16 protein-coding genes are annotated in these 15458 nt (G+C 68.5%); 9 read left to right on the forward strand and 7 right to left on the reverse strand.

Going from position 1 to position 15458, the window contains the following annotated elements; all coding sequences use genetic code 11:
• Nucleotides 1-188: 188 nt before the first annotated feature.
• Nucleotides 189-1850, forward strand: a complete 1662-nt coding sequence (locus ABZ348_RS24680) for a protein kinase (protein ID WP_358936510.1) — start codon at nucleotides 189-191, stop codon at nucleotides 1848-1850.
• Here the strand turns inward: ABZ348_RS24680 and ABZ348_RS24685 are convergent.
• Complete coding sequence (locus ABZ348_RS24685; protein ID WP_358936512.1) at nucleotides 1834-2643, reverse strand: SGNH/GDSL hydrolase family protein; 810 nt, start codon at nucleotides 2641-2643, stop codon at nucleotides 1834-1836. The genes ABZ348_RS24680 and ABZ348_RS24685 overlap by 17 nt on opposite strands.
• 159 nt (nucleotides 2644-2802) lie before the next feature.
• Between ABZ348_RS24685 and ABZ348_RS24690 the strand changes: the two genes are divergently transcribed.
• The 5 genes from ABZ348_RS24690 to ABZ348_RS24710 all read left to right on the forward strand — a co-directional run bounded on the left by ABZ348_RS24690 (nucleotide 2803) and on the right by ABZ348_RS24710 (nucleotide 7580).
• A complete protein-coding gene (locus tag ABZ348_RS24690; protein ID WP_358936514.1) occupies nucleotides 2803-3276 on the forward strand; it encodes a hypothetical protein in 474 nt (157 codons plus the stop codon).
• Nucleotides 3277-3683: 407 nt separating this feature from the next.
• A complete protein-coding gene (locus tag ABZ348_RS24695) occupies nucleotides 3684-4529 on the forward strand; it encodes a glycosyltransferase family 2 protein (protein WP_358936516.1) in 846 nt (281 codons plus the stop codon).
• A complete protein-coding gene (locus ABZ348_RS24700; protein ID WP_358936518.1) occupies nucleotides 4526-5590 on the forward strand; it encodes a glycosyltransferase family 2 protein in 1065 nt (354 codons plus the stop codon). The genes ABZ348_RS24695 and ABZ348_RS24700 overlap by 4 nt, the downstream gene beginning before the upstream one ends.
• The gene (locus ABZ348_RS24705; RefSeq protein WP_358936520.1) at nucleotides 5587-6390 is read left to right on the forward strand and encodes a polysaccharide deacetylase family protein; all 804 of its coding nucleotides are present in this window, start codon (nucleotides 5587-5589) and stop codon (nucleotides 6388-6390) included. Before ABZ348_RS24700 ends, ABZ348_RS24705 begins: the two co-directional genes overlap by 4 nt.
• A gap of 92 nt (nucleotides 6391-6482) precedes the next feature.
• On the forward strand, nucleotides 6483-7580 hold the full coding sequence (locus tag ABZ348_RS24710; RefSeq protein ID WP_358936522.1) for a DUF5925 domain-containing protein: 1098 nt from the start codon (nucleotides 6483-6485) through the stop codon (nucleotides 7578-7580).
• A gap of 326 nt (nucleotides 7581-7906) precedes the next feature.
• On the opposite strand, the gene ABZ348_RS24715 is transcribed toward ABZ348_RS24710, so the two are convergent.
• On the reverse strand, nucleotides 7907-8281 hold the full coding sequence (locus ABZ348_RS24715) for a GntR family transcriptional regulator (protein ID WP_358936524.1): 375 nt from the start codon (nucleotides 8279-8281) through the stop codon (nucleotides 7907-7909).
• A 159-nt stretch (nucleotides 8282-8440) separates the two neighbouring features.
• On the opposite strand from ABZ348_RS24715, the gene ABZ348_RS24720 reads away from it, so the two are divergent.
• Nucleotides 8441-8956 (forward strand): DUF402 domain-containing protein, encoded by a 516-nt coding sequence (locus ABZ348_RS24720; RefSeq protein WP_358936526.1) that lies wholly within the window; start codon nucleotides 8441-8443, stop codon nucleotides 8954-8956.
• Here ABZ348_RS24720 and ABZ348_RS24725 read toward each other — a convergent pair.
• Genes ABZ348_RS24725 through ABZ348_RS24740 form a run of 4 tightly spaced genes read right to left on the reverse strand, consistent with a single transcriptional unit; the run spans nucleotide 8932 to nucleotide 12397 of the window.
• Complete coding sequence (locus tag ABZ348_RS24725) at nucleotides 8932-9381, reverse strand: GNAT family N-acetyltransferase (protein WP_358936528.1); 450 nt, start codon at nucleotides 9379-9381, stop codon at nucleotides 8932-8934. The genes ABZ348_RS24720 and ABZ348_RS24725 overlap by 25 nt on opposite strands.
• A complete protein-coding gene (locus ABZ348_RS24730; protein WP_358936530.1) occupies nucleotides 9378-10874 on the reverse strand; it encodes a tripartite tricarboxylate transporter permease in 1497 nt (498 codons plus the stop codon). Before ABZ348_RS24730 ends, ABZ348_RS24725 begins: the two co-directional genes overlap by 4 nt.
• Nucleotides 10875-10877: 3 nt before the next feature.
• Nucleotides 10878-11417, reverse strand: coding sequence for a tripartite tricarboxylate transporter TctB family protein (locus ABZ348_RS24735; RefSeq protein ID WP_358936532.1), 540 nt, complete (start codon nucleotides 11415-11417; stop codon nucleotides 10878-10880).
• Entirely contained in the window at nucleotides 11414-12397 is a 984-nt protein-coding gene (locus ABZ348_RS24740) for a tripartite tricarboxylate transporter substrate binding protein (RefSeq protein ID WP_358936534.1), read from the reverse strand. Before ABZ348_RS24740 ends, ABZ348_RS24735 begins: the two co-directional genes overlap by 4 nt.
• Before the next feature lie 126 nt (nucleotides 12398-12523).
• On the opposite strand from ABZ348_RS24740, the gene ABZ348_RS24745 reads away from it, so the two are divergent.
• The gene (locus tag ABZ348_RS24745; protein ID WP_358936536.1) at nucleotides 12524-13204 is read left to right on the forward strand and encodes a response regulator; all 681 of its coding nucleotides are present in this window, start codon (nucleotides 12524-12526) and stop codon (nucleotides 13202-13204) included.
• Nucleotides 13205-13499: 295 nt separating this feature from the next.
• On the opposite strand, the gene ABZ348_RS24750 is transcribed toward ABZ348_RS24745, so the two are convergent.
• Nucleotides 13500-13937, reverse strand: coding sequence for a pyridoxamine 5'-phosphate oxidase family protein (locus ABZ348_RS24750; RefSeq protein WP_358936538.1), 438 nt, complete (start codon nucleotides 13935-13937; stop codon nucleotides 13500-13502).
• 264 nt (nucleotides 13938-14201) lie between these two features.
• Between ABZ348_RS24750 and ABZ348_RS24755 the strand changes: the two genes are divergently transcribed.
• Nucleotides 14202-15200: a lytic polysaccharide monooxygenase gene (locus tag ABZ348_RS24755; RefSeq protein WP_358936540.1), complete on the forward strand. Its 999-nt coding sequence runs from the start codon at nucleotides 14202-14204 to the stop codon at nucleotides 15198-15200.
• Nucleotides 15201-15458 lie beyond the last annotated feature (258 nt).

Raw genomic sequence — 15458 nt, forward strand, 5'->3', positions numbered from 1 at the left:
CCAAAGAGCCCATGGGTCACGCCTTCACCACCGGAGTGGGCGCCCATGGCAGCCGTGAGGCCACTTCATGCTCAAGAGGGCTACAAAAGCGGGTGGTTGAGCTAACTTGGAAGGGTTTCCACCGAGATTCCATGAGTTGCCTTGCTGTGCATGTCGTGCAGTGCCGTGCCGAACGGATGGGGGCTCACGTGCCGGAGGACCAACTGATCGCAGGGCGCTACCGACTGCTCGGCCCGCTGGGTGAAGGCGGTATGGGAGTGGTGTGGCGCGCACGGGACGAAGTGCTCACGCGCGAGGTCGCGATCAAGGAGGTACGGGCTCCGGTCGGGCTCTCCACCACCGACGAGCGACGGCTCTACCAACGGCTGGAACGCGAGGCGTGGGCGGCGGGCCGGATCTCCCACCGCGGTGTGGTCACCGTCTACGACGTCGTCACCGACGGGGGCCGGCCCTGGATCGTGATGGAACTCGTCCGGGGCCTCGCGCTCGCCGACGTGCTGGAGGCCAACGGCCCGCTCCCCGCGCCCCGCGCCGCGCAGATCGGGGCGGAGGTCCTGGCCGCTCTCAGGGCCGCGCACGAAGCGGGAGTGCTCCACCGCGACGTCAAACCGGGCAACGTGCTCATCGCCAACGACGGCAGGGTGGTGCTCTCGGACTTCGGGATCGCGGAGGTGGCCGGCACCTCACATCTCACGATGACCGGCGAACTCATCGGCTCGCCCGAATACCTCGCCCCCGAACGGGCGCAGGGACACGCTCCCGGGCCCGCATCGGACCTGTGGTCGCTCGGCGTGCTCCTCTACACCGCGGTCGAGGGCGTCTCACCCTTTCGCCGCACGGACGCGCTGAGCACCTTACGTGCGGTCGTGGACGAAGAACCCTCGGCGCCGCACCTCGCGGGAGAACTCGCACCCGTGCTCGCGGGACTGCTGCGCAAGAACCCGGACGAGCGACTCACGGCCGCCGAGGCGGACCGGTTGCTCCGGGTGGTGGCCGCCGGTGGCAGCGCCCGCTCGACCCGGGCGTTGCCCGTCGCGCACGGCGCCCCGCAGCCGGGTGCCGGGACGGACGCGGTCCAGTCGACCGTCCCCCGCCCACCGGAAGCGGTGTCGGACGGCGCGCCCCATGCAGCCGGCGCTGCCGAGGACGGTCAGCCCCGCCGCGCGGTCGCGGTGTTGGCCGTGGGCGTGGCGCTCCTGCTCCTGGTGGTCGCCGTACTGGTGTGGGCCCTGATCGACGCCGCCCGCGACCGGGCGGCAGCGGACAGCCAACGCCCCGGTGTGACGAGCAGTCCTTCGGCGCCGGCCGACACTCAGGGACAGGGCCGCGCCACCCCCTCGGCGCGTACGGACCCCGCGACCGCCGGTCCCACGCCCCGGCAGAGCGAGAGCGTCACCCCGTCGGCGTCCACCGGGTCGCCGCCGCAAGCGCAGCGCGTCGAAGTGGCGGTGTGGGCGGTCCGGGACGACTACGCCGGCTCCTGTGCCCCCGCGCAGGGCGAGGCACCAGCCTTCCGTGCAGTGGTGGCCGTGACCCGGGCGCCGGCGACCGTCGAGTACCGGTGGACGACTGAGAGCGGACGGACGACGGCCCCCGGCTGGCAGTCGCTGCGCTTCGCCGAGAGCGGGCCACGCGAGCAGATGATCGACCACGTCGAGGGGACGCACGAGCCGCAGGACGTGCATCGCGACCGGATCCGCGTGGAGATCCGGCAGCCGACCCAGGCCCGTTCGGCATGGGTGTCGTTCTCGGTCGACTGCGCGCCCGAGACCCCGGCGGGAGGAGCTTCCTCCCCCTCCAGCACCTCGGGCGTCGCAGCCGGCGTCGTCGGGGTCAGTCGTTGGCGTTGAGGACCGGTAGGTATCCACCGGACTGTCCGGCCGCGGTCGGGTGGTAGGAGTCGGTGAGGTTCAGCAGATTGACGGAGTGGAGCCAGGACGCACCGGAGCAGATCTCGTGCCCGGTGAAGGCGGGGACCACATCGCCGAAGGCGTAGCCGTGGTCGGCGGCGCGCTTGGCGAGCGCGGTGTTCAGATGGTCCGCGGCGCCGTTGATCGCGGCCCGCTCCCCTTCGCTGAGCCCGACGATGCAGTTGCCGTTGAGCTTGTAGAAGCGGGGATAGCCGAGGACGACCACCCGCGCGGACGGGGCCTTGGCGCGGATGGCGGAGTACACGCTGTTCAGTCTGGCCGGCAGGGTGTTGTCGATGTAGGCGCGGGCCTGGTTCACCTTGTTCACACAGCTCGCTTCGGACTGGAGCACGCAGGTGGTCATGGTGTCCGCGAAGCCGGCGTCGTTGCCGCCGACCGAGATGGAGACGAGGTCGGTGGAGGCGTTCAGGGGGCTGAGTTGGTTCGCCGTGACATCACTCGTACGAGCGCCTGAGCAAGCGGTGAACGAGAACGACGAGGGTGAGTGCGCGGCTGCCCAGAGCCGGGGGTACGCCTTGGCGCTGCGCTTACAGGCGCCACTTGCGCTGTCGTAGCTACCCGCTCCGACTCCCGATGAGTAGGAGTCGCCCAGTGCTACGTAGTCAAGGGCAGCCGCGCTTTCAGCGGCCTGTGCGGTGCTCACCCCGGTGAGGGTGAGTGCGGTGCCGAGGACGAGGGAGGAGGAAAGAGCCGCGATGCGGGACAGTTTCATGACATCTCCGTTTAGCAGGTCCGCTGCCTGAACTTTCGGCGCAGACCGCATACTTCACTCGGAATGTCCATGCCAAACATGCACGGGCCAGCTTGACGGAAGTCCCCACCCTGAGCAGCATGGGGAACTGGCATTCGGGCCCTGGGAGCAAAGTCGGCCATGCAGAGCAGCAGAGACAGACCGTCAGCGGTCGGGACGGATCTGCCTCCGGTCCTCGCGGGTGCGGCCGTCGCCGTATCGGGCGTGGGGGTCGCACTCGCACTCGCCGGCGCCCAGTCACCGCTCCGGGCCCCGTTCGTGATCTTCTTCCTGTTCTCCGGTCCGGCCTGCGGGCTCTACGCCGTACTGCCCGGGCTCGACCGGGTGACGCGAGCAGCCACGGCCGCCGCCGGAGCGGCCGGAATTGATCTGGCGGTGGCCGGCGCCCTGTCGTCCCTCGACATCCCCATGACGAGCGGCGGCATCGCGATGGTCGCGGCCATCACCGCACTACTCTTCCTCTGGGCCGCCGGACGCCGGACTGGAGGGCTCCGGTTAGCCTCGGGGTTGACCGTCCCCTCCTTCGGGAGGAGCCCCCGAGGAAACGGTTCGCAAGGCGCGGGAAGATCATCCGGAACGGAACGCTCCAGGTGATCGATTCCGGGAAAAGATCAAGGTGAACCGGTCAGTACGTTCCCCGACCTGGCCGTTGAATAGGTATCAAGAATGTAAAAAGCACAACCACGATCCGGGACTTGCCATACAGTCCTAAACATCAATACCGTCGTACAACCCGCAACGGTTCATCAGCTAAGCGGCTCAAGGGGAGGGCTCAAGCGTCGCGATGATCCCGCTGCGGGGCGCGGTAGGGGGGTGCCGTGCTCGGTTTTCGTGCTCGTACCGAGCCGTAACACCGTGCGGCCAGTTCAGTAGCTCACCCAAGCCAGGTCGGAGGGTAGCTCCGCCATGGCCAGGTGAGAAGTAACCCCCCTTTCAAACCGGACACTCATCCGGATCGCCCGGGGGCGGGCGGTCCACCGGTGGAGAGGGAAAACAAACCCATGAGTTCTGTCCTGCACCCGGCCGCTCCGGGGCAAGATCCGTCGATCGCATCGGTGGAAACCAGCCGAATAGAAGGTGCCTACCGACCCATCTCCTCCCATCTGGCGATCACTCCGCCCGTGAGCGTTGTGATTCCTGCCATGAATGAGGCGGAGAATCTTCCCTATGTGTTCAAGACCCTGCCCGACTGGATTCACGAAGTCGTGCTGGTCGACGGGAACTCCACTGACAACACCGTCGAGGTCGCGCGGGAACTGTGGCCCGACGTCAAGGTCGTCAAGCAGTCGGGCAAGGGCAAGGGCGACGCTCTGATCAGCGGCTTCGCCGCCTGCACGGGCGACATCATCGTGATGGTCGACGCCGACGGCTCCGCACACGGCGATGAGATTGTGTCCTATGTCTCAGCGCTCGTCTCCGGCGCCGACTTCGCCAAGGGCTCCCGCTTCGCCAACGGCGGCGGCACCGACGACATGACCTTCATCCGCAAGTTGGGCAACTGGGCCCTGTGCTCGGTCGTCAATGCCAAGTTCGGCGCGCGCTACACCGACCTCTGCTACGGATACAACGCGTTCTGGAAGCACTGCCTCGACGACATCACCCTCGACTGCACCGGTTTCGAGATCGAGACCCTGATGAACATTCGGGTCGTCAAGGCCGGACTGCGCGTGCAGGAGGTCCCCAGCCACGAGTACAACCGCATCCACGGCGTGTCCAACCTCAGCGCCGTTCGGGACGGGATCAGAGTGCTCAAGGTGATCCTCAAGGAGAAGGGCGTGCGCCGCGGCGGCGCCCGGCGCGGCGGAGCAGGCGTGGACGTGCGCATCGCCCGGGGAGAGACGTCTTGAGCGACCGCCGTTTCTCGGTGGTGATCTGCGCCTACACGGAAGACCGCTGGGACGACATCCTCGCGGCCGTCGCGTCGGTGCGGAATCAGTCACATCCGGCCCTGGAGACGCTTCTGGTGGTCGATCACAACCCGGTACTCCTCGACCGGCTGGCTGAGGAGTACCGGGAGTACGGGGCCGAAGGCTCCGATGTGGCACGCGGTGAGGAGGTGCGGGTGCTCGCCAACGCGGGCCCCCGCGGCCTCTCCGCAGGTCGCAACACCGGTATCGCCGCATCCCGCGGCGACTTCGTCGCCTTCCTCGACGACGATGCGGTGGCGGAGCCCGACTGGCTGCGCTACTTCGCCGAGGGCTTCGACGACGAGAAGGTCGTCGCTGTCGGTGGCCGCACCGCGCCCGCGTGGGCGTCGGGGCGGCGCCCGGTGTGGTTCCCCGAGGAGTTCGACTGGGTGGTGGGCGCGTCCTACCGCGGCATGGCACCCGGCAAGGTGCAGGTGCGCAACGTCCTCGGTGGCAACGCGTCCTTCCGTCGCACCGCGTTCGACGCGTCCGGGGGCTTCGCCACCGGCATCGGACGGGACGGGGACAAGCGCCCCCTCGGCTGCGAGGAGACCGAGCTCTGCATCCGCATGGGCAATGCACTCCCCGAAGCGGTGCTGCTCATCGACGACCGCGCGGTGATCCACCACAAGGTCCCCGCCGCCCGCGAACGGTTCGCCTACTTCCGTACCCGGTGTTACGCCGAAGGGCTCTCCAAGGCCCTGGTCTCGCAGAGCGTCGGTGCGGGCGACGGGTTGTCGTCCGAGCGGAGCTACACCACCCGGGTGCTGCCCGCGGGTGTGGCACGCGGCGTGGGCGACGCCCTGCGCGGTCGCAAGGGCGGTGCAGGGCGCGCCGGCGCCATCGTCGTCGGGCTCGTGACCACCGCGGGTGGCTATGTGGTGGGTGCTGCCCGCGCCCGCAAGGGTGCGGTGACCTTCTCGTCCGAGCCGATCACCCCGTTGGCGTCGACCGGTTCGGCGACCGCCGCGACCGCTCCGGCCGGTGGTGAAAGCCGATGAGCGGGACCGTACCGATCCTGATGTACCACGCGGTCGCGCATCAGCCGGCGAAGGCGACCCTGGGTCTGTCCGTGACCCCGGAGGCGTTCGCCGAGCAGATGGCCGCGCTCGACGAGCACGGATTCACCCCGATCACGACGGCCGAGTTGGGCGAGTGCTGGCGTTCCGGGGGAAGCCGGGCGCTGCCCGCTCGACCGGTGTTGATCACTTTTGACGACGGTTACGAGGGTGTCCACCGGTACTCCCTCCCCGTCCTGGCCAAGCACGGGTTCGCGTCGACGCTGTTCGTGTCGACCGGCTGGCTGCGCGGTGCCCATGACGAGGGCGGCGCGATCGACACCATGCTCGACTGGGACCAGGTGCGGGAACTGGCCGGGGCGGGCATGGAGATCGGTGGCCACACGCACAGCCATCCCCAGATGGACCAGCTCGGGGACGAGGCGCTGCGGTACGAGACGGTCCGCTGCCGCGACATCATCGCCGACGAGTTGGGGGCCGCGCCGACCTCGTTCGCGTACCCCTTCGGGTACTCCAGCCGGCGGGTGCGGGAGACCGTGAAATCGGCGGGGTTCGCGCAGTCCTTCGCGGTCGGCAATGCGCTCGCCCGGCCCGTGCAGGGCCCGTACGCCATCGAACGGGTCACCGTTCGGCGCTCGACGGACCTCGCGGAGTTCGAGCGGCTCATCGAGGGCCGTGCGATCGGCCGGAACTTCGCCAAGGACCGTGCCCTCACCAAGGGGTACGCGATGGTGCGGCGCACCCGCAGGGCTGCGACCCTGCTCAGGGGCGGCGGGCGCTGACGTGCAGTTCGGTGGCGCGGCCCCGTGAGGCGGCCACGCCACCGGACATAAACTCCGTGCGGGATCGGGGTGCGTGCCGGATCATGGGGCGCATGTCAGCCGTACCTCCCCAGGACGCCCTGCCGATCCGACTCAACATCGACGACAGCGACTCCGCGACGGACGTCATCGACGCCCTCTTCCTCGGGCGGTTCGCCAACGGCGAGCAGCCCTACTGCCACAGCCACCAGATCGACCGGGTCAAGCCCGGGTTCAACATGCTGCCGCCCGGTGCACGGGTGCTGCGTTCCTCGCGCGACGACGACCGCAGTGCGGTGCTCGCCGAGGGCGAGGGCTACACGCTGCTCATCTCCCACTGGAACCGCGGTGCGGACGTCACGGTGACGGCCGTCGACGCGGAACTGGCCGAGAAGGTCGTCAAGGACGCGGTGCGGGACGCTGCGGACGAGCCCGAGCCGCAGCCGGACGATGTGACGATGGGGTTCTGGTACGTCTCGCCGCGGCGCGGTCCCTACCGCACGACGCGGCAGATCTCGGCCGGCGCCTGGGAGCAGGTGCGTCCCAACTACACCGCCCCGGTCGCCGATGCGATGGACCGGTTGATGAAGGTCACCCCCGAGGACATCTCGGGTCGGTTGCTGCTGCTCCACGGCCCACCGGGCACCGGCAAGACGTCCGTGCTGCGGACGCTGGCCCGGTCTTGGCGGGACTGGTGTCAGGTGGACTGCGTGCTGGACCCCGAGCGGCTGTTCACGGACGTCGGCTATCTGATGGACATCGCGATCGGTGAGGACGAGGGGACGGCCAAGAGCCGTTGGCGGTTGCTGCTCCTGGAGGACTGTGACGAACTGATCCGGGGCGAGGCCAAGCACACCGCGGGTCAGGCGCTGTCCCGACTGCTCAACCTGACCGACGGGCTGTTGGGGCAGGGCCGCAACGTCCTGGTGGGCGTGACCACCAACGAGGATCTGGAACGACTGCATCCCGCGGTGGTCCGTCCCGGTCGCTGCCTGGCCCGCATCGAGATCGGTGCGTTGACACGCGCCGAGTCGGTGGAGTGGCTCGGCACCGAGGAGGGCGTGGGGCGCGAGGGTTCCACCCTGGCGGAGTTGTTCGCCCTGCGCAGGGGGAACGGCCCGGCGTCGATCCCCGAGCAGCCCACCGGAACGGACGCGGGCCTCTATCTGTGAGTGTCCTCCCCGGGTCCCTGCGCCCGGGGGGCCCTCAGCGTCGAACGGTCGTCGGCCGCGCCTCCGAGTGGGGCTTTCGGTTGCGCATGAGCGCGCAGTCGCCGACAACTACCAACTCCAGACGCTGTTGGCCGCGCTGCTCATCGGTTCGCGGAACCGTCCGGCCGCTGGATCTGGGGTGCGACCACACCGAGCCGGATACCCGTCGTCGACGGCATGCGGCAGTTGGTCCTGGACGAGCCGGTCTTCCGCCAGGACTACGCGACCGTACGGTTCCTCTCCGGGCCGTAGGAGTTCCAGCGGCTCACCGGGGCGGCGAGGCGGTCTCAGTCTCCGTATGCCGCCCGTAGTGCGTCCTCGGCCGCAGCGCGCGCGGATTGGCGGGTGGCGCCCAGCCTCCGGGCCCGGTCGGCGAACCCTTGGGCCGCCGCCGCCAGTTCCCTGGCCGCCGCGTCCGCGGCCGGCGCGATGAAGGTGCCGTTACGACCCCGGGTCTCGATCACCCCGTCCGACTCCAACGCACGGTACGCCTTGGCGACGGTGTTCGCGGCCAGGCCGAGTTCCTCGGCGAAGCCCCGTACGGTCGGCAGTCGGTAGCCCACCGGCAGCGCTCCGGTGCGCGCCTGCTCGGCGATGTGGGCACGGAGTTGTTCGAAGGGCGCAACGCCCGAACCGGTATCGATGTCGATCTTCAAGGTCACCGGGTGATTCTCCCCCACCACGGGGGCGCGCACGGAGGAAATCGAGAGGCGACACGGGCCGTCCGGCCGTAGCGTGGCGGCCCATGAATGTGATCATCCATGGGTTCCAACGCGTCGGTGAACGGCTCGGGTACGAGGTCGGTGCGACGGAGGTGCGTCATGTCCGCAGGGCGGGCTGAACAGGCCGTCTCCGTACGGTTGGTGAAGGCGGGGATCACCAAGATCCGGTACCCGGCGGTGCTGCTCGCCGATGACGGCGTTCATCTGGTGGTGCGTGCGTCATGGGCGGGCGAGGGCGTCCGCGACTTCGGGTTCGTGCGCTTCGAACCGGGCGACGTGTTCACCGAACACTACTGGCGGGACCGCTGGTACGCGGTGAAGGAGGTCCGGACCGGCGACGGCGGACTCAAGGGCTGGTACTGCGACATCGTCCGGCCCGCGCTGCTGCACGACGACGAGTTGGTGGTGGAGGACCTGGACCTCGACCTGTGGGTGTCGGCCGACGGTTCCTCGGTGCTGAGGCTGGACGAGGACGAGTTCGCCGACAGCGGCCTGGAACAGCGCGACCCCGAGGCGGCCGAGGCCGCCGTCGGGGCGCTGGATGCATTGGAGCGCGTGGCGCTCGTCGGGGCGCTGGGTGGATTGCTGGCCTACGAGGGGAGCCGCTTGCGGTAGTGCAAGCGATCGTAGGGGCCATCCACCCGGCGCCCTTCCAGCTCGTATCCGTAGCGCGGATAGAGCGTCTGGTTCTCGGTCATCAGGGCGTTCGTGTAGAGCCGGATCTCCGGGAGCCCCAACTCCCGGGCCCGGCTCTCGGCGAAGCCCAGCAGAGCGCGCCCCAGGCCCTTCCCATGGGCCTCGGGGTGCACCGCGACCGATTCCAGGAGGAGGTGATCGTCCTGGGGGAGCAGGACGATCACTCCCCGTACCGGGTTTCCCACGACGAACATTCGCCCCGCCGTCGCATCGGCCGCGTGGTCCGCCTCCATGGGGGCGGGAACGACTCCGATGCGTGCGATGTAGGGGTGGTAGGCCGCGTCGGTCACGGCCTTCACCACCCTCACATCGGCTGCGATGGCGGGGCGAATGTTCTCGATCATGCAGATACGTTCCGTCGAGCCAGGAACTTCTTCTTCAGCAAGGGCCAGGCCAGCAGGATCGCGATGATGATGTAGACGATCACCGAGAACGGCGTGTTGACCAGGCCGGAGACGCTGCCGTCGCTCAGCTGGAGCGCACGGCGCAACTGCTGCTCGGCGGCCGGGCCGAGGATCACACCGATGACGGCCGGCAGCACCGGCAGCCCGTAGCGGCGCATACCGAAGCCGATGAGACCGATGATCAGCAGGATGATCAGGTCGATCGCCTCGCCGCCGACGGCGTACGCGCCGACTCCGGCGAAGAAGAGGATGCCGGCGTACAGGTAAGGACGCGGAATCCGCAGCAGCTTGGCCCACACGGGGGCGAGCGGCAGGTTGAGCGCGAGCAGCAGCACCATGCCGACGAAGAGGGAGGCGATGAGGCCCCACACCAGGTCGGGCTCGCGCTCGAAGAGGAGCGGTCCGGGCTGGATGCCGTACTGCTGGAAGGCGGCGAGCATGACGGCCGCGACCGCCGTGGTCGGCAGACCGAGGGTCAGCATGGAGACCAGCGTTCCCGCGGCGGAGGCCGAAGCCGCCGACTCGGGACCGGCGACGCCTTCGATGGCGCCCCTGCCGAACTCGTCCTTGTTCTTGGAGAGCCGCTTCTCGGTGACGTACGACAGGAAGGTGGGGATCTCCGCACCGCCCGCCGGGATCGCGCCGAAGGGGAATCCGATGAACGGGCCGCGCAGCCAGGGCTTCCAGGTGCGCTTGACGTCCGACTTGTCGAGCCACGGACGGCCGACCGGGATCGGCTCCGAAGCACCGCGACGCAGATGGGCGGCGACCCACAGGGCCTCGCCGATCGCGAAGAGTCCGACGGCGACGATGACGACGTCCACACCGTCGGCGAGTTGGAGCGAGCCGAAGGTCAGACGCTGCTGTCCGGTCATCTGGTCCAGGCCGATGAGCCCGATGGTCAGACCGATCAACAGCGAGGCCAGACCGCGGATGCGGGACGAGCCGAGCACCGAGGTGACCGCGATGAACGCCAGCACCATGATGGCGAAGTAGTCCGGAGCACCGATGTCCACGGCCATGTCGGCAATGGTCGGGGCGAGGGCGACCAGCAGGATCGTGCCGATCAGACCACCGGCGAAGTGTCCGACCGCGGCGGCGGCGAGCGCCTGGGAGCCACGGCCCGATTTCGCCATCGGATTGCCTTCGATGGCCGCGACCACCGCCGCGCTCTCACCTGGGGTGTTCAACAGGATGGAGGTGGTGGAGCCGCCGAACATCGCGCCGTAATAGATGCCGGCGAACATGATGAACGCGCCGGTGGGCTCAAGGCCGTAGGTCACCGGGAGGAGCAGTGCCACCGCCATGGCGGGGCCGATGCCGGGCAGTACGCCGATCGCCGTGCCCAGGAGGACGCCGATCACCGCCCACATCAGGTTGATCGGCGTCAGCGCTGTGCCGAAGCCGTCGATGAGTGAGTTGAGAGAGTCCATCGACTAGAGCACCCCCATCAGCGGGCCACCGGGGAGCGGAACGCCGAGCAGATTGTTGAAGAGGTAGTACGTGACTACGGACAGGACCGCGGCGATCAGGGGGTCGCGCTGGAAGTGCCTGCTGCCGAGGGCGTAGGCGGCCCCCCAGAACAGGAGCATGCCGGCGATGGGGAAGCCGATCGGGTTGATCAGGATGGCGAAGCCGAGGAAGACGCCGGCGAGGAGGAGGACCGTACGCCAGTCGCTCGGCTCGCTCAGGTCGATGTCCTCGCCGCCTTCGGCCTCACCGCGGCCACCGCGCATCACGTCGAAGGCCAGCAGCGCGGCGATCACCATCAGGCCGATGCCGACGACGATGGGCACGGTGGTGGGGCCGATGGGACCCCGCTGCGCGATGTCGACGTCCATGGTGAGCGCGTCCGTGAGGACCAGCACTCCCAGGGCGAACAACATGACGCTGACGCCGAGCTCGGAGTGCTCGCGGATCCAGGAGCGGCGATCAGCGGGCTGCGGGGCCAAGGTGTGCGTGTCGCGTGAGTTCACAGTCCCAACTCCTTCAGCACGGTGTCCACGCGCTCGTTCTGCTGCTTGAGGAAGTCATTGAAGTCGTCGCCCACCATGAAGGCGTCGGTCCAACCGTTCTTCTTGAGCGATGCCTGCCACTCCTTGGACTCGTGCAGTTCCTCGACCAGGGTGACGAGCTTCTCGCGCTCGCGGTCGGAGATCCCGGGCGGGGCGACGATGCCGCGCCAGTTGATGAAGTCCATTTCGAGGCCGGATTCGCGCAGGGTGGGGGCGTCGAGGCCGGGAACCCGCTCGGGTCCGGTCACGGCCAGCAGCCGCAGTTCGCCCGACTTGATCTGGTCCAGGTATTCGCTGACGCCCGAGACGCCGAATCCGACCTTGTTGCCGAGGATGGAGGCGAGGAGTTCGCCACCGCCGTCGAAGGGGATGTAGTTGACGCTCTTCGGGGGAATGTTGGCCGCCTGCGCCATCAGCATGGGCGCGAGGTGGTCAGGGCCACCGGGAGAGGAGCCGCCACCGACGGTGACCTTGCCCGGGTCCTTCTTCCAAGCGGCGATCAGCTCCTGGATCGTCTCGTAAGGAGAGTTCTTGGAGACGACGACGATGTCCTGCTCTTCGGTGAGCCGGGCGATCGGGGTGGTGTCGGCGAGCGTCTTCTCGGACTTGTTCGAGTGGACCGCTCCGACCACGCCGAGGCCCATCGACATGGCGAGTTTGCCGTTGCCGTGCTCGCCGACGAGACGGGCCAGACCGACCGTGCCGCCCGCGCCGGGGAGGTTGAAGACCTCGATGTTGTGAGTAAGTCCGGCGTCCTCGGCATTTTTTGCCGCGGTGCGGGCAGTGATGTCGTAACCGCCGCCGGGAGTATTGGGGACCATGAAGCGCAAACCGGGGATCTGTGTGCCGGTCTCGGAACCGTCACCCGCATTGAGCAGGGGCGGCCCCACGAATACCAGCAGCGCTGCCCCGAGCAGGGCGAGGGGAGTGCGCAATCGCACGTGAGCCGCCTCTCGGTAGAGATGTGTGAAGTGGCCCACATGTTGCCTGTGCGTTAAGAAAGTGTCTCTCTTCCGGAATCAACGGACGTTGTGGTCATTGTGGTCGCGCCATAGCGTGTGCCCGTGATGAATGTGCTGGTAGTGGACGACGACTTCATGGTCGCCAAGCTGCACAGCCGCTATGTGGCCGCGACCGATGGTTTCAGAGTCGTCGGTGTGGCACACAGCGGTTCCGAAGCTCTGCGTGCAGCTGAGCGGCTTAGACCCGACCTTGTCCTCCTTGATATATATCTGCCCGATATGGATGGATTGTCGGTATTGCGGGAACTGCGGGCCGCCGAGGAGCGGGATGTGACACGGGCCAGCGTGGACGCCCTGTTCATCACGGCCGCCCGGGACGCAGGGGTGGTGCGAGCCGCCCTGCGGGCGGGCGCACTGCACTACCTGATCAAGCCCTTCAACCAGGCGGCGCTACAGGAGCAGCTGCGGCACGTGGCCTCCCTCCGGTCGCGTTTCGACCGTCTCGGGGAAGCCCGACAGGAGGACGTCGACCAGATCTTCGGCACCCGGCCGCCGGGATCCCGAGAGCTGCCGAAGGGGCTCGCCGCCCACACCGCCGAGCTCGTGGAGCGCGTCCTGCGGGAACACCCGGGCGATCTCTCCGCGACCGAGTGTGCGGAACTCGGCTCCCTGTCCCGGGTGAGCGCTCGGCGCTATCTGGAGTACTTCGTGGAAACCGGACGAGTCGAAGTCACTCTGCGTTATGGAGGTACGGGGCGTCCCGAGCGTCGGTACCGACTGGTGTGAGACGCGACCGGGTGTCGGGCAGGCCGGCGGGGGCATCTCCGCAGACGGCAGCCGAGGGCACCCGGAACAGCCGCTCCACGGTCGGGAGCCAGGGGCCGGACGGTGGCGCCAGCGCCGCGATCATGGCATCCGCCGCAGGAACCGGTTGAAGGATCCACCACGGCATTTCTGAGCTGCGAATTCCATGGTCCGCACCGGTCGGCAGGGAGGTTTTCGACCGGACCACTCGACCGGGCGAAGGGAACGCCCCTGGCCGCAGCACCGACCAGGGGCGCACATGAGGTGGCCCAAGGGCTCAGACCGCACCCAGGTCTGCGCTGAGCCAGTGCTCGGGACGCATATGGACCACCACTTGGTCGCCGAGTTCCTTCATCGCGAAGTCGATGTAACCAGCGACCTTCTCCTCGGAAAGGTAACGCGCTGTAATCTCCACCAGCTGCTCATGCGTGGCCGGTGCGGTGGCCACCACCGGGCCCTCCACGGAGACGTAGCGCACGGTGGGCTCCACCCGGTCGACCATCAGCGAGAAGCGGCCCGCATGGGTGATCAGTCGGTTCTTCCGGGAGTCCCGGGCGGTCATCACCCATAGGTCGCCGGTTCCGCTTCCGGGCGCGTACTGGTACCAGATCGGCACCGTGAGCGGTGCCCTCCCCTCGTCTCTGGCAGCGACCGCCAGGGCCGCGATATGCGGCTCGGCCAGGAACTTCTCTCGTTCTTCACGGGACAGGGCCACAACGGCTCCTTCGCTCAGGACGGATGAGTACCGGATGGACGAGGGGGCGCGGCGCCCTTCCTCAGCCACCGCTTAGCGCCTCCTTAAAACAAGGATAAGGATCTCGGACATTCCGCCGTCCGGACCTTCTTCGGGTTGGCGAGGGGCTAACTTGCGTACCGCCGAGGTCGATTCGAACAACCGCTCCACCGGTGCACGGGATGGCCACACCCGTACGAGTCGATCCGGTATCCCCCCATAACCCTCGATGAGGAGAACGACACGATGACCGCTCGCCGCAAGGTCGCCATGGTCGCCGCACTCGGTATCGCACCGATCGCCCTGACCGCGCTGGCCGCCGCGCCCGCTGTCGGCCACGGCTCCATGAAGGACCCGGTCAGCCGCATCGCGGCCTGCTTCGCGGAAGGCCCGGAGAACCCGGACACCGACGCTTGTAAGGCACTGGTCGCCGCCGGTGGCACCCAGCCGCTGTACGACTGGAACGAGGTCAACATCGGCGACGTGGCAGGCGCCCACAAGTCGCGGATCCCGGACGGCAAGCTGTGCAGCGTCGGCCGTGACAAGTACAAGGGTCTCGACGCGCCGCGTGCCGACTGGCCGTCGACCGCGATGACGTCCGGCAGCAACACCTTCCGCTGGCGTGCCACCGCCCCCCACCGGGGCACGCTGGAGCTGTTCATCACCAAGGACGGCTACGACGCCACCCAGCCGCTGAAGTGGTCCGACCTGGAGGCCCAGCCGTTCGCGTCGGTGACCAACCCGCCGCTGGAGAACGGTTCGTACGTCTTCAACGGCACCGTGCCGAACAAGTCGGGCCGTCACCTGATCTACTCGATCCTCCAGCGCTCTGACTCGCCCGAGGCGTTCTACACCTGCTCCGACGTGGTCTTCGGCGGTGGCGGCGGCAACGCGTCCAACCCGGAGCCGGCCAAGGCCCCGTCGGACAGCGCCATCGAGAAGGGCGCCGCGAAGTCCGGCGTCGACCACAACGGCAAGGGCGGCGACACGCCGACCGAGGTCAAGAAGAACGCGGCCTACACCGCCGGCGACAGTGGCGCTCAGCCTGCGGCCGAGGCTCCCGCGGCGAAGGAAGAGGCCCCGGTCAACGCCCCCGAGGCGCAGGGTGCGACCGAGAACCTCGCCGAGACCGGTGGCGACAGCAACACCACCTACATCGCGATCGGTGGAGCCGCGGCCCTCGCGCTCGGCGCCGCTGCGATGTTCGGCACGACCCGCCGTCGTGCGGCGAGGAACGGCCGCTGATGACCGTCTGACGACGCACTGACCGGTGATGCGCCTGCGCGTCCGTCCAAGTGGCGGGCGCGCGGGCGGTGCGTCGTCAGCGGCTCGTCGGGCACGGGGGGCCCGGCGAGCATCACGTGCCCCACCGCGTCCCGACGCGGTGGGGCGCAGGACTGCCCACATCCCGGGTGAGGCGCTGGCCCAGCACTGCGCCAGCACCCAGCACCCAGCACCCAGACGAACGCATTCCTAGACCATTCGGACCTGTCCGGACTGCGC

Origin of the sequence: Streptomyces sp. NPDC005963, assembly GCF_040638655.1 — a bacterium.
Classification (GTDB): domain Bacteria; phylum Actinomycetota; class Actinomycetes; order Streptomycetales; family Streptomycetaceae; genus Streptomyces.